This is a genomic window from Pseudomonas sp. B7, from assembly GCF_016735645.1.
GTDB lineage: Bacteria > Pseudomonadota > Gammaproteobacteria > Pseudomonadales > Pseudomonadaceae > Aquipseudomonas > Aquipseudomonas glycinae.
On record NZ_JAERRE010000015.1, the window covers coordinates 76476 to 89127 of the forward strand.

The window sequence follows — 12652 nt, forward strand, 5'->3', positions numbered from 1 at the left end:
GATCCTAGATTGCGCCACTCAGACCGTCCAAGACATAATCCGCAGCACTTGAGTCCCTGAAGGTCTGACATGATCGACATCCGCCAATTGCGCTACTTCGTCGCCGTCGCCGAGGAAGAACACGTCGGCCGCGCCGCCGAGCGCCTGCACATTTCCCAGTCGCCCCTGAGCCGGCAGATCGCCCAGCTCGAAGAGCGCCTGGGCCTGACTCTGTTCGAACGCAGCCAGCAACGCATCCGCCTGACCCGCGACGGCCAGACCTTTCTCGCCGAAACCCGCGCCCTGCTGACCCACGCCAACCGCTTGGAATCCCTCGGCAAACGCCTGGGCCGTGGCGAAGAAGGTGGCCTGTGCATCGGCTACATCGAGAACGCGATGCACGCCGGGGTCTTGCCCAACGCCTTGCGCGTGCTGCGGGTGGATCGGCCGAACGTGCATGTCGCGCTGTACAACCTGAGTTCCGCCGAACAACTGGAAGGCCTGCGTCAGCGTAGCCTCGATATCGCGCTGGTCAGTGAACCGCCGACGATCGACGACCCTGACCTGCTGGGCTTTCAGGTGCTGGACGACCCGATGCTGCTGGCGCTGCCCGAACATCACCCGTTGGCGACGCAGGCTTCGCTAACCCCGGACCATCTGGCCGATCAGGAATGGATTGGCGTGCAACCGCGCCAAGGGGCCGACGATGAGTTCGTCAGCGCCTGCATCCGCGCAGGTTTCACCCCGGATGTGCGGATGCAGGCCACGGAACCGTTTACCGCGTTGGGGCTGGTGGCCTCGGGGCTGGGGATCGCGATGATCCAGAAAGGCCTGAGCCATAACGCACCGCCGGGCGTGGTGCTGCGGGAAGTGCCGTGGCTGGCGTTTACCACGCCGTTGTGGGCGGCTTGGCACCGAGTCAATTTACGGCCGTTGGTGGAGACGTTTCGTAAAGTGTTGACCGGGTCCGATATCTCCGCCGCCTGAATATCCGCAGGTCCTCACCCCAGCCCTCTCGAAACGTCGGACCGCCCGTAGGGAGAGGGAACCTATCGAGGGATATTGACGTGATAAATCGACCTGAAAAATCTGGTGTGAATCCATAACCAGGTTGATCCGGCACTGAGAGTTGGTCTGGTCTACAGTGAATTTTCCATTCCACTTCACAAGGACGTGAAGCATGCAAAATCGCCCTACCCTCGACCAACGCCGATTCGCCCGCCACTTACGCGCCAGCCAGACCGATTGTGAGCAACTGCTCTGGCAGAAGCTGCGGGCGCGGCAGGTGGCAGGGCTGAAATTTCGGCGGCAGGTGCCGGTTCCGCCATTCGTGCTGGATTTCTACTGTGTGGAATTGAAGCTGGCGGTAGAGCTGGATGGGGGGCAGCACTTTGAGGAGGCGGGAGAAATTCATGACCGGCGGCGTACGGCTTATCTTCAGCGACTGGGGATTGAGGTGGTGCGGTTTAGCAATCTGGAGGTGATTCAGCAGATGAGTGACGTGCTGGAGCAGATTGTGCGGGTTGCGGAGGTTTTGAGAGCGCAATCCTGATCCGAAAAGCGCCCTCACCCCAGCCCTCTCCCGGAGGGAGAGGGAGCCGATTGGGGGATATTGTCGGAATACATCGACCTGAAAAATCTGCGGTGAATCCGTAATCGACCTTGTGTTTCAGATCGATGCTTGAAATCCATAATCGACTCGGTGCATCAGGTCGACGCTTGGAATCCATAATCGACTCGGTGCATCAGGTCGACGCTTGGAATCCATAATCGACTCGGTGCATCAGGTCGATGTACCTCTCAAGACACCTCGGTCGGCTCCCTCTCCCTCCGGGAGAGGGCTGGGGTGAGGGCAAGCGGTCTACGCGGAACTCCTGAGCATTCAAGATCCCAACCGCGCCCACCCCGCCACCAGTTGCGCACTGATACTCACCCCGCCGCAAACAATGACCACCACATCATTCGCCCCCGCCAACGCCGGATGATCGAGGTACGCCACCGCCAGCGAAACCCCGCACGCAGGCTCCACCAATTGCCGCAGATCACTGGCATAACGCACCACGCCCATGATCGCGTCGTCATCTGACAGCACCAGACACTCATGATCGAACTCGCCGATATGCTCTACCGGCCAAGCCGCCACCTGGGCGGCGCCGAGGGAGGTGGCGACACTGTCGATCCGACTCAGGCGCACCGGATGGCCAGCCTGGACGGCCGCAGCGAACGAGGCGGCGCCTGTGGTTTCGCAGGTGATGATGCGGCAGTCTCGGCGGTCATGGCGCAGCAGCCCGGTGAGGATGCCCGCCAGCAAACCACCGCCGCCGACCGACGTGACCACGGTATCGACCTGCGGGCAGTCGTCGAGGATTTCGTCGACCATCGAGCTGTGCCCTTCCCACAACACCGGGTGATCGAAGGCCGGCACGTATTCGGTGTCCGCCGCGCTGGCCAGTTCTCGCGCTCGCTGATTGGCCTCGTCCCAGACTTTGCCGTGGACGATGACGTCCGCGCCGGTGCGGCGAATACGCGCGCGGGTCGCTTCAGGCGTGGTGTGCGGCACCACGATGCAGGCTTGCAAACCCAGGCTGACCGCTGCCACCGCCGTGGCCAGCCCGGCATTGCCGCCGGACGGGCATACGACCTTGCGCTTGCCCTGCGCCGCTGCCTGACTGCACAACAAGCCCATCCCGCGCAGCTTGAACGAGCCACAGGGTTGCAGGTTTTCCAGCTTCAGCCACATGCGCCGGGACGCAGTCGACAGGGTCGGATGGAGGATCAGCGGCGTGCGGATGTGCAACATGGCGGACTCCCGAAGCGGCGGATCGGATGATCGGAACGTCTCTGCCTGAAGTTTAGTCCACGCCCCTGCCAGCGGCTAAACGCCGGGGATCGTGCCGGGATCTACACTGAACGGAACAGCTGTGAGGTGCCTATGAAAATGTCTGCGCAAATGACCGTGGTCGCCGTGCTCGCCACCCTCGCCTATCTGGGCCTGGCGATGTGGGGCATCGGTGGCGTGGCGGTGTTCTTTTCTCACGGGGCGTTGGTCGTGGTGGCCCTGGCCACGCTGGCCATGGTGGTGGCGTCGTTGTTCACGGAAGTGAACCTGAGCACCGGCGAACGCGAGGACCGGGCCAATCGCTGGGTGATTCCGGCGTTCGCGGTCATTGGATTGGTCAGTGCCATTCTGCCGGCTTATTGCGACCGCATCGGTTTCTGGACCATCGGCCGCGAGGGCACCCGTTGGCTGGGCGCGCTGCTGTTTATCGTCGGCGGCGGGTTGCGTTTGTGGCCGGTGTTTGTACTGGGCCATCGATTCAGCGGGCTGGTGGCGATTCAACCGGGGCACCGGTTGGTCACCGACGGCATCTACCGGCATCTGCGCAACCCCAGTTACCTGGGGCTGGTGATCAATGCGATCGGCTGGGCCTTGGCGTTCCGCTCGGTGGTCGGCCTGTTGCTGGCGGCGCTGACACTGATCCCGCTAATCGCCCGCATCCACTCCGAAGAGGCCTTGCTGCGCACGCAGTTCGGCGCCGAATACGACGCTTATTGCGCCCGCAGCTGGCGATTGCTGCCCGGGGTTTATTGAGGTTGCAGACGCAACTGGCCGTCGCTGTCGATGCTCAGCGCAATGTCGCGGTAACTGGCGATGGTCGCGTGGGCGGTTTCAAGCGGATGCTGGTGAGTCGTGGTGATGATCATCAACGGCGCACCCGCGGCTTCAGCGGCCTGAATACCGACAGTGGCGTCTTCGAAAATCAGGCAATCCGCCGGCTCCAGCCCCAGGCGTCTGGCCGCCAGACGATAACCGGCCGGATCCGGTTTGCCAGCGGTCACATCTTCAGCGGTGATCATTACCGCCGGTTCAGGAATCCCCGCCGCGCCCATCCGCCGCAACGCCAGATCCCGTGGCGCCGAGGTCACCATGGCCCAGCGATCAGCCGGCAACGATTTGAGAAACGCTGCCGCGCCGGGGATCTCGACGATGCCTTCGACGTCTTCGATTTCCGCTTTGGTGATGAACGCCGCTTGCGCCTCGGCGTCCACGCCCGGCAGGTTCAAACGGGCGATGGTGTCGATGGCGCGCACGCCATGGATGGTCGGCAGGAACGTTTCGACGTTCACCCCGTGGCGCACGGCCCAGGCGGACCAGATCCGCTCGGCGGCGGCGATGGAATTGAGGACGGTGCCGTCCATGTCGAACAGGAACGCGCCGAACGCGCGGTTGAAAACAGCATCGTGAGCAGACAAAAGATCACTTCCTCGCAAGGGGCCGGGCAACGATGCCCGGCAATGTAGCACCTGCGGGATGCTTCAGTGCAGACGCGGCGCCTTGGATTTGAACGCACCGTCCACGCAATCGAGCAACTGGCCGATGGCCCACGGCTTCTTGATGAACGCCACCGGATGCTTCACACCCGAGGTTTCCGGTGTTTCATAACCGGACATGACCATCACCGGTTTGTCCGGCCAGCGCTCGCCGACCAGATTGGCCAGGTCCGCGCCGTTAAGCGTGCCGGGCATGGTGATGTCGGTGAGCAGCAGCGCCACTTCCGGCGCATGCTCCTCCAGATAGACCGAAGCCGCATCGGCGCTGGTCTGCGGCTCGACCTTGAAACCTTCCTCCTGAAGAATTTCGCACAGAAACTCCAGAATCAACGGATCGTCCTCGACTACCAGAATCAATCCGCCAGGAAGGTGCGCGCTCGACGTCGAAATTGGACACATGAACTGGCACTCCCTGAATTGCATGAACGATTTAGCGGCTTGATCCCGCTGCTTATCTGGTATGAGCAGCGCCTTCTACAGAAATTCATTTTTGATACAGGTCTTTTCGATAACACTCGGTTGATGGGCAGTCGCCGGTACGAAATTGCGGTTAAAATGCGCGCCCTTTTGCTGGCCGATCCCGATTGATGAACCCTCAAGCCCTCGCCGTTCTCCATGCCCACCTGCTCACCGCGCTGACGTCGGCACCGGCCGAAACCCGGCGCCTGTTCCATGGGCGCGGGCGTTGCTGGCTGGGGCTGGAGCAAGTCACCGTGGACTGGCTGCAAGGCGTCGTACTGGTGTCGCTGTTCAAGGAGCCCGAGGCTTCGCAGCTGGACGACCTCAAGCGCCTGCTGCTGGAAATCACCGGTTCGGAGCCATGGCAGCAGTCCGGCGCCCACACTTTGTTGATCCAGCACCGTTACCTGCCGCAAAGCACCGCCGAATGGCTATTGGGTGAAGAGATCGACGAAATGACCATCGTCGAGGGCGGGCTGAAATATCGGGTGGATCTGGGCCGCAAGCAGAACACCGGGCTGTTCCTCGACATGCGCTACGGCCGCAACTGGGTGCGCGAACAGGCGGCGGGCAAACGGGTGCTGAACCTGTTCGCCTACACCTGCGGCTTTTCGGTGGCGGCCATCGAGGGCGGCGCCAGCCATGTGGTCAACCTCGACATGTCCCGCGCCGCGCTGAGCCGGGGCCGCGACAATCACCGGTTGAACGGGCATGACCTGAGCAAGGTGAGTTTCCTTGGCCACGACCTGTTCAAGTCCTGGGGCAAGGTGATCAACAGCGGCCCGTACGATCTGGTGATCATCGACCCGCCGTCGTTCCAGAAAGGCAGTTTTCTGCTGACCAAGGATTATCAGCGGGTGCTGCGTCGTCTGCCGGAATTGTTGACTGCCCAAGGCAGCGTGCTGGCGTGCATGAACGACCCTTCGTTCGGCTCCGACTTCCTGATCGACGGCGTGACCCAGGAAGCACCGAGCCTGCGCTTCGAGCAGCGGCTGGAAAATCCGCCGGAGTTTCCGGATATCGACCCGGAAAGCGGTCTGAAGGCGCTACTGTTCAAGCAGATCGGCTGATTCCGGTCAGCGCGGGCGCAGCACCAACGCAAACAGCTCACCATGCCCCGTAACGTTGAGCTTGTGGTAGAGATTGCGCCGGTGCACCTTCACGGTCTCCGGCGAAATGTTCATGTGCTGGGCGATGGCCTTGCTGGAAAAGCCCTGAAGAATCAGACGCGCCGTATCGATCTCGCGCGCGGTCAGACGGGCGTCGAAGCGGTCGAGCAGCGCCGCAATATCGCCGACCGGCGCCTCGACCACCGCGCCTTGCGGCGGCATCAACTGCACATGCCGACGCATCGCTGACAGCACCCAGTCCCGCACACAGAGCAGGCGCCCCTGCTCCTGCAAACTGAACGCCGTTGAGCGGCCCATCGACAAGCCCAGCACGCCGCCATCGGTGTTGACCAGAAATTGCAGCTCATCCGCGCCGACCACCGAACGGAAGTAACTCTGGTAGTACTCGCTGTGCAGAAACTGGTCCGGAGCCACGGACGCGAGGCTGTACAAACCGTCGGCGACCCCGGCGACGGCGGCCTGGTAGAACGGATCAAGCAGGTACATGCCGGCACAGTAACCGGCCAGTTCTTCCTGCTCGTCGGCATGGCCCTGACTGTCGAAGTCGATCAGCAATTGCGGCGGCCGCCCCGTCTGCATCACCGCCACCAGCGCGTTGTCCAGCGGCACCAGCAATCGCAGCGTATCGACCAACGCCCGCCAGAAACCGTCCTGTCCGACCGTAGCGAACACCCGCGACAGGCTCTGATGCACCGGCAATTCCTGCAGCAACGCGTCCACGCACTACCCCTTTCGAGTAACCCATGATGGGAATGGGTGCGGCGCGGCCCGCCCGATAGGCTGACCACTCCTGTTCATCACCGGCCTGCCAACAGGCCAGGAGTGCCGCATCATGCGTGGTCATCGTGGGTATATCAACCTGGGTCTGATGGGCGTTTTGTCCGCGGCGCTGAGTGCGCAGGCGGCCGATGCGCCGAGCGTGCATGTCTATAACTGGTACGACTACATCGGCCCGAACACCCTGCATGATTTCAAGCGTGACAGCGGTATCGAACCGGTCTACGACACCTTCGACAGCGCCGAAGTGCTGGAAGGCAAACTGATGACCAGCCGCAGCGGCTACGACGTGGTGGTGGCGAGCAACTTCAGCCTGCCGACCCTGATCAAGGCCGGCGCCCTCGCCCCGCTGCCCCGCGACCAACTGCCGGGCTGGAAGAACCTCGACAACGACCTGCTGAGCAAACTGGCCAACAACGACCCCGGCAATCAGTACGCCGTGCCTTACCTGTGGGGCACCAACGGCATCGGCTACAACGTCGACAAGGTGCGCGCCGTGCTGGGCGAAAAGGCCCCGGTGGATTCCTGGGATCTGGTGTTCAAGGAAGAGAACCTGGCCAAGCTCGGCGAGTGCGGCGTGGCGATGCTCGATTCGCCGTCGGAAATGCTCCCGGTCGCGCTGCACTATCTCGGGCTGCCGCCGAACAGCACCAAGGCCGAGGACTACCAGAAAGCCGAAGCGCTGCTGCTGAAACTGCGCCCGCACATTGCCTACTTCAACTCCTCGAAATTCATCAGCGATCTGTCCAACGGCAACATCTGCGTGGCGGTCGGTTGGTCCGGCGCGATGCTCGAAGCCAAGACCACCGCCGAGCAGGCCGGCAACGGCGTGAAGATTCAGTACAGCCTGCCGAAGGAAGGCGCGCCGGTATGGTTCGACACGCTGGTCTTGCTCAAGGACGCACCGCATCCGGCCCAAGGCCTGGCGTTCATCGACTACCTGCTGCGGCCCGATGTGATTGCGCCGGTCAGCGATCACTTGTCCTACCCCAACGGCAATCGCGCCGCCACGGCGCTGGTCGCCCAGACCACCCGCGACAACCCGGCGGTGTACCCGTCAGCCATGGCGATGGCGACGCTGTACACCCTCGAGCCCCTGCCCAAAGCCACCGAACGGGTGCGCACGCGGGTGTGGAGCAAGGTCAAGAACGGCCAGTAACAACCCTTCAAATCACTGCCTTCCACAGAGAGAACATCAATGAAACCACGTGCCCGCGATCTCCATATCCGCATCGGTCAATTGCAGCCTGGCCCGCTCAACGCCATCACCGACGTACCCGGCGTAAGGGTCGGCCACAGCAACGTGCGCGGCCGCAGCGCCAGCGGTCGTGACATCTGCAGCGGCGTCACCCTGATCGAACCACGCGCCGGTTCGACCAACGCACAACCGTGTTTCGCCGGCGTCCACGTACTCAACGGCAACGGTGACGCCACAGGACTGGAGTGGATTCGCGAAGCCGGCCTGCTGACCAGCCCGATCGCCTTCACCAACACTCACAGCCTCGGCGTGGTGCGTGATGCCTTGATCGAGCTGGATCGCGCGCAGCAACCGGATGACGGCCGTCTCTACTGGAACATGCCGGTGGTGCTGGAAACCTTCGATGGCTTGCTCAACGACATCAACGGCTTTCATGTGAAGCCCAAACATGTGGCCGAAGCGATGAGCAATGCCGTTGACGGCCCGGTGCAGGAAGGCGCGGTGGGTGGTGGCAGCGGCATGATCTGCCATGAATTCAAAGGTGGGATCGGCACCGCATCACGTCGCTTGAGCAAGGCTCAGGGTGGCTGGACAGTGGGCGCCATCGTCCAGGCCAACCACGGGATTCGCAGCGAACTGCGGGTCGACGGCTACCCGGTCGGGCGATATATGGAACAGGTGGATTCGCCGTTCCTGCGCGCTTCGTTGCCGCATCCGGGCATGGGCTCGATCGTAGTGGCCCTCGCCACCAATGCACCGCTGTTGCCGCATCAATGCACGCGACTGGCGCAACGGGCGAGCCTCGGTCTGGCGCGCACCGGTGGCGGCAATGAGGATCACAGCGGCGACATCTTCATCGCCTTCGCCACCGGCAACGGCCATATCCCCCCCGCCGCCTATGAAGGCAAAGGTGCGTCGACCTGCGACGGCTTGCGGATGGTCAACAACGATCACATCAGCGAGTTGTTCCTGGCGGCGACCGAGGCGGTGGAAGAAGCGATCATCAACGCCTTGCTGGCCAGCGAGAGCACCGAAGGCAACGGGCATTCGGTGCCGGGGCTGGATGCCGCCACCCTGCTCGCGGCCCTGGATAAAGCCGGGTGGCCGGGTGCTCGCTGACACTCAGCGGAACAACCCAAGTCCGAGTTCGCGCGCCGCCTGCAACTGCATTGCCGGATCGCTCGACTCGGACTCCAGCAACAACGCCGAGCCCGACACCGTCGCCCCGCAGTAATCGAAAATCCCGTGATCAATCTGCGTCTTCATCGCCGCGCCGTAGCCGTGGCGTTCGTAAGTGCGCGCATCCGCTCCGCCGAGTGCAACCAGGTGCACGCGCAGTCGTCCGAGCTTCTTCAGGGTCTTATCGCCGTCGAAATCGTACGCCCAGCCATTGCTGAACACCCGGTCGATCCAGCCTTTGAGCAGCGCCGGCATCGACCACCAGAACACCGGATAGACCAGCACCAGCGCATCGGCGCGATCGATGCGTGCCTGCTCGGCCAGCACGTCCGCCGGTGGCGCGGATTCGCGGTGATGCACCGCCCAGTCGGCCACACCAAAGCGTGGGTCGAATTCTTCGGCGTGCAGTTCGGCGATTTCGAAGGTGTTGGAGGGATCGCTTGCCGACAGGCCGTTGGCAATCTGCTGCGCCAACGCGTGGGTCAGCGAACGTGGATCATCGTGATCAACAACAATCAATGCGTGCATGGGGAAATCTCCGGTTGGTGATTGCTGACCAAGGGCTTATCCTTTCGATAAGCTACGTTTAGTAAGTTACCTTCAGTAAGTTACGTTTGGTATATAAGCAATGTCAACCACTGAAACTCCGGAACCCGCACAACCTCGTCGCCGCCTGTCCCGGGAAGACCGCCAGCGCCAGTTGCTCGACGTGGCCTGGCAGCTGATTCGCGAAGAAGGCACCGATGCCCTGACCCTCGGCTATCTGGCGGAAAAGGCCGGTGTGACCAAACCGGTGGTCTACGACCACTTCACCACCCGCGCCGGTCTGCTCGCGGCGCTGTATCAGGATTTCGACCGGCGCCAGACGGCCCTGATGGACGCGGCGCTGGCCAATGCCGAAGCGACTTTGACCGGCACTGCGACGGTGATTGCCACGGCGTATGTCGATTGCGTGCTGACTCAGGGCAACGAGATTCCGGGGGTAATTGCGGCTCTGGCGAGCACGCCGGAACTGGAGAAGATCAAGCGCGAATACGAGGCGATTTTCCTGGAGAAGTGCCGCCGCGTGCTCTCGCCTTTCGCTGACGGCGCAGAGATCGGTCAGGCAGGATTACGTGCCATGCTCGGCGCCGCCGAAGCCCTGTCGCAAGCAGCCGCCACCGATGAAATCAGCGCCGTACAGGCCCGTGACGAGCTGTTCGCCACCATCATTGCGATGGTCGAAAGAGCCGCTGCCCGCACCCTCAAAGCAGGTGACTGACGGTACTTGAGCGCACCACCTCAGCTTCCTACGATGGAGCTACGCAGTCGCTTGGTCCGCCAAGACGTTGCGTAGGTGCGGGTGCTCTGAACCCCAATCAAGCCCGCACCTGGCTTCATGCGCATCTTGAGCCTCGCGGGCTCTACTTCATCCCCATCAAAGAGTCTTGAGGCTCTTTTTTTGTCTCTGAAAATCAGCGTTCGGGTTCGCGACGGATTGAGCGCCAAGTGGCCTGGGCCAGCAATTCGCGATACGCCTTCGGACTGCCTTGCACTCGCCCGGACAGCCACGCGCGGCAATAGCTGTCGGCCTGACCGACGATCAGCGACGGCAGCAGCTCCGCCGGGTACTCGTTGAGTTCAGCCGCGCGCCCAGACTCGGCCAGCCAAGTGCGCAGACTCAGATTGCGGGTCTTATTGCGCTCGGCCAGTTCTTCCTTGTGCGGGCCCCGGGTCACGGCAAAGCGCGCGTGATACTGGAACCGCGCCCACTCCGGCTGGTTCTCGACCCAATCCACGTAGCTGTAGACCAGCGCCTGAACGCCCTCTTCGGTGGTCGTCGCGTCGGCCAGATAGGCGTCGCGCAGGCGCGCCTGATCCTCCAGCGCGGTGAAGAACAACGCGGCCACCAGCCCTTCCTTGTTGCCGAAATGGTGGTAGATCGCCCCGACACTGGTGTCGCACTCGGCACGGATCATTTCGATGGTGGTGGCCTCGATGCCCTGTTCGTTGAACAGGCGCAGGGCTTTGCGAAAGATGTCGCGCTTGAGTTCGGCGCGGCGGCCGGGGTAGCTGCGTTCGAGGAGATCTGCGGTGTCCATGGGCCTTGAAAATCCAAGTAAAGGGCACGTCCGTGCCGGTGATCGAAACACGCACAGGTTGACAGATTTCCCTCGAACAGAATACCGTTCCGTTACAGAACAATATTCTGTAAATACCCTAACCGCGAGGCTTCACCCATGAGTCAGTTTCTCAGCATGTTCAACAGTGTCGGTTCCCAGGCGTTCAGCCAGATGGCCTGCCAGGTCGCGCCGTACTTCAGCACCATCAACCCGCTGGTGACCGAGTTGCGGGCAGGTTCGGCGCAGGTGCAGGTGCCGTTTCGCCGCGAGATCACCAACCACCTCGGCACCGTGCATGCCATCGCCCTGTGCAATGCCGCCGAACTGGCAGCCGGGATGATGACCGACGTGTCGATTCCCGCCGGCGCACGCTGGATTCCCAAGGGCATGACCGTCGAATACCTGGCCAAGGCCAAGACCGACGTGACCGCCGTGGCCAATGGTGAAGGGCTGGACTGGCAGACCGAAGGCGACAAGATCGTGCCAGTGGATGTCCACGACGCCGAAGGCAAGAAAGTGTTCACGGCGCGCATCACCATGAACGTGAAACTGTCCTGAAATCACCGGCACAAAAAAGCCCTTGCTGCGCAGATCGCAACAAGGGCTTTTGTCGTTTCAAAGAGAAAGAATCAGTGAACGGTCAGGCGCTGGCGGACAAATTCTTCAGTGCGGCGGGTGACCTGATCCAGATGCCGGTCGCGCTGTTTTTCGGCATCGAGCATGGCGCGCTTGCCGTGTTTTTGCAGCAGGTAGGTGTGGATCTGCTGCACTTCCAGCGAACGGTAGATCGGTGTGGTGTCGATGAAACCGCGCAGCCCGTTGCTGCGGTAAGGCCGGGTGCTCATCAGCACCTGCGTTTCGAGCTGGCCCAGCACCTCGAAACCCAGCGCCTCGAAATACGGCACCTTGCCGACGCTGCAGGTCAGCTCGGCATGGGGGTAACGCGCCACCATGTCCGCGATCAACGAACGGGCCACGCCCTGACGCCGATGCCCCTCGCGCACCGCCAGGTAGGCCACGTTGCACGCCTCCCAATCGCCCTGCACCGGCAGGTACAACAGGAAGCCGACCACCTGCTCCGGATCATCGTCGTCGGTGGCGACCAGCAGTTCCACCTCGGTGCCCTTCTCGCCGTTCAACGCCTCCAGATACAGATGCACCTCGTAGCCCACCGCGTACTGATAGACGTTGTACAGCAGATTGCTCGGACCCAGCCCGACGGCACTGATGTCGGTGAGATAGTCGACCACCATTTGCAGGATCTGACTGTTGACGCCTTCGGGACAAGGGGACTTGTAATGGGTGATGCGGGGCATGGCGGGCGGACTCCAACGGTAAAACACAAGTTGCCGGGCGGGTTGAGTGACCGGCGAACCGCGACATCATACCCTGTGCAAGCCTGACAAAAATTTCATCTGCCCGAGAACGGATCTTTCGCCGATTTGGCGTCCAATTTTTCAGCTGCGTTCATTTTCCGACGCAGGCCTTGAGGAGTT

At 62.2% G+C, this 12652-nt stretch carries 15 protein-coding genes; 8 read left to right on the forward strand and 7 right to left on the reverse strand.

The annotated features are described in order from the left end of the window. Window positions 1-69: 69 nt before the first annotated feature. Window positions 70-966, forward strand: a complete 897-nt coding sequence (locus tag JKA62_RS26900) for a LysR substrate-binding domain-containing protein (protein ID WP_201820305.1) — start codon at window positions 70-72, stop codon at window positions 964-966. 193 nt (window positions 967-1159) lie between these two features. After that, on the forward strand, window positions 1160-1531 hold the full coding sequence (locus tag JKA62_RS26905; protein ID WP_011334887.1) for an endonuclease domain-containing protein: 372 nt from the start codon (window positions 1160-1162) through the stop codon (window positions 1529-1531). A 330-nt stretch (window positions 1532-1861) separates the two neighbouring features. Here the strand turns inward: JKA62_RS26905 and JKA62_RS26910 are convergent, their stop codons facing one another. Then, entirely contained in the window at window positions 1862-2779 is a 918-nt protein-coding gene (locus tag JKA62_RS26910; RefSeq protein WP_011334888.1) for a pyridoxal-phosphate dependent enzyme, read from the reverse strand. A gap of 132 nt (window positions 2780-2911) precedes the next feature. Between JKA62_RS26910 and JKA62_RS26915 the strand changes: the two genes are divergently transcribed. Further along, the gene (locus JKA62_RS26915; RefSeq protein WP_201820307.1) at window positions 2912-3571 is read left to right on the forward strand and encodes a methyltransferase family protein; all 660 of its coding nucleotides are present in this window, start codon (window positions 2912-2914) and stop codon (window positions 3569-3571) included. Here JKA62_RS26915 and JKA62_RS26920 read toward each other — a convergent pair. After that, window positions 3565-4233 carry an HAD family hydrolase gene (locus JKA62_RS26920; RefSeq protein WP_201820309.1) on the reverse strand — a complete coding sequence of 223 codons (669 nt, stop codon included), beginning with the start codon at window positions 4231-4233 and terminating at the stop codon, window positions 3565-3567. The genes JKA62_RS26915 and JKA62_RS26920 overlap by 7 nt on opposite strands. Before the next feature lie 63 nt (window positions 4234-4296). Beyond that, window positions 4297-4710 carry a response regulator gene (locus tag JKA62_RS26925; RefSeq protein ID WP_011334891.1) on the reverse strand — a complete coding sequence of 138 codons (414 nt, stop codon included), beginning with the start codon at window positions 4708-4710 and terminating at the stop codon, window positions 4297-4299. Between the two features lie 188 nt (window positions 4711-4898). On the opposite strand from JKA62_RS26925, the gene JKA62_RS26930 reads away from it, so the two are divergent. Beyond that, window positions 4899-5840, forward strand: coding sequence for a class I SAM-dependent methyltransferase (locus tag JKA62_RS26930; protein WP_011334892.1), 942 nt, complete (start codon window positions 4899-4901; stop codon window positions 5838-5840). Window positions 5841-5846: 6 nt separating this feature from the next. Here the strand turns inward: JKA62_RS26930 and JKA62_RS26935 are convergent, their stop codons facing one another. After that, window positions 5847-6620, reverse strand: coding sequence for a helix-turn-helix transcriptional regulator (locus JKA62_RS26935; RefSeq protein WP_201820312.1), 774 nt, complete (start codon window positions 6618-6620; stop codon window positions 5847-5849). A 112-nt stretch (window positions 6621-6732) separates the two neighbouring features. On the opposite strand from JKA62_RS26935, the gene JKA62_RS26940 reads away from it, so the two are divergent. Together JKA62_RS26940 and JKA62_RS26945 are read left to right on the forward strand one after the other, a co-directional pair. Continuing rightward, window positions 6733-7836 (forward strand): polyamine ABC transporter substrate-binding protein, encoded by a 1104-nt coding sequence (locus JKA62_RS26940; protein WP_201820315.1) that lies wholly within the window; start codon window positions 6733-6735, stop codon window positions 7834-7836. Between the two features lie 39 nt (window positions 7837-7875). Further along, window positions 7876-8994, forward strand: coding sequence for a DmpA family aminopeptidase (locus JKA62_RS26945; protein WP_201820318.1), 1119 nt, complete (start codon window positions 7876-7878; stop codon window positions 8992-8994). 3 nt (window positions 8995-8997) lie between these two features. On the opposite strand, the gene JKA62_RS26950 is transcribed toward JKA62_RS26945, so the two are convergent. Continuing rightward, window positions 8998-9582, reverse strand: a complete 585-nt coding sequence (locus JKA62_RS26950) for an NAD(P)H-dependent oxidoreductase (protein ID WP_201820321.1) — start codon at window positions 9580-9582, stop codon at window positions 8998-9000. A gap of 100 nt (window positions 9583-9682) precedes the next feature. Here JKA62_RS26950 and JKA62_RS26955 point away from each other — a divergent pair, with 100 nt between their 5' ends. Next, a complete protein-coding gene (locus tag JKA62_RS26955) occupies window positions 9683-10315 on the forward strand; it encodes a TetR/AcrR family transcriptional regulator (RefSeq protein WP_201820324.1) in 633 nt (210 codons plus the stop codon). A gap of 193 nt (window positions 10316-10508) precedes the next feature. Here JKA62_RS26955 and JKA62_RS26960 read toward each other — a convergent pair whose 3' ends face one another. Then, the gene (locus JKA62_RS26960) at window positions 10509-11135 is read right to left on the reverse strand and encodes a TetR/AcrR family transcriptional regulator (RefSeq protein ID WP_201820327.1); all 627 of its coding nucleotides are present in this window, start codon (window positions 11133-11135) and stop codon (window positions 10509-10511) included. A gap of 138 nt (window positions 11136-11273) precedes the next feature. Here JKA62_RS26960 and JKA62_RS26965 point away from each other — a divergent pair, with 138 nt between their 5' ends. Next, a complete protein-coding gene (locus tag JKA62_RS26965) occupies window positions 11274-11714 on the forward strand; it encodes a hotdog fold domain-containing protein (protein WP_011334899.1) in 441 nt (146 codons plus the stop codon). A gap of 71 nt (window positions 11715-11785) precedes the next feature. Here the strand turns inward: JKA62_RS26965 and JKA62_RS26970 are convergent, their stop codons facing one another. Further along, complete coding sequence (locus JKA62_RS26970) at window positions 11786-12472, reverse strand: GNAT family N-acetyltransferase (protein ID WP_201820330.1); 687 nt, start codon at window positions 12470-12472, stop codon at window positions 11786-11788. Window positions 12473-12652: the final 180 nt, after the last annotated feature.

Coding starts and splice junctions, on each gene's coding strand:
- JKA62_RS26900 (WP_201820305.1), top strand. CDS start 70: ATGATCGACATCCGCCAATTGCGCTACTTCGTCGCCGTCGCCGAGGAA.
- JKA62_RS26905 (WP_011334887.1), top strand. CDS start 1,160: ATGCAAAATCGCCCTACCCTCGACCAACGCCGATTCGCCCGCCACTTA.
- JKA62_RS26910 (WP_011334888.1), bottom strand. CDS start 2,779: ATGTTGCACATCCGCACGCCGCTGATCCTCCATCCGACCCTGTCGACT.
- JKA62_RS26915 (WP_201820307.1), top strand. CDS start 2,912: ATGAAAATGTCTGCGCAAATGACCGTGGTCGCCGTGCTCGCCACCCTC.
- JKA62_RS26925 (WP_011334891.1), bottom strand. CDS start 4,710: ATGTGTCCAATTTCGACGTCGAGCGCGCACCTTCCTGGCGGATTGATT.
- JKA62_RS26930 (WP_011334892.1), top strand. CDS start 4,899: ATGAACCCTCAAGCCCTCGCCGTTCTCCATGCCCACCTGCTCACCGCG.
- JKA62_RS26940 (WP_201820315.1), top strand. CDS start 6,733: ATGCGTGGTCATCGTGGGTATATCAACCTGGGTCTGATGGGCGTTTTG.
- JKA62_RS26945 (WP_201820318.1), top strand. CDS start 7,876: ATGAAACCACGTGCCCGCGATCTCCATATCCGCATCGGTCAATTGCAG.
- JKA62_RS26950 (WP_201820321.1), bottom strand. CDS start 9,582: ATGCACGCATTGATTGTTGTTGATCACGATGATCCACGTTCGCTGACC.
- JKA62_RS26955 (WP_201820324.1), top strand. CDS start 9,683: ATGTCAACCACTGAAACTCCGGAACCCGCACAACCTCGTCGCCGCCTG.
- JKA62_RS26960 (WP_201820327.1), bottom strand. CDS start 11,135: ATGGACACCGCAGATCTCCTCGAACGCAGCTACCCCGGCCGCCGCGCC.
- JKA62_RS26965 (WP_011334899.1), top strand. CDS start 11,274: ATGAGTCAGTTTCTCAGCATGTTCAACAGTGTCGGTTCCCAGGCGTTC.
- JKA62_RS26970 (WP_201820330.1), bottom strand. CDS start 12,472: ATGCCCCGCATCACCCATTACAAGTCCCCTTGTCCCGAAGGCGTCAAC.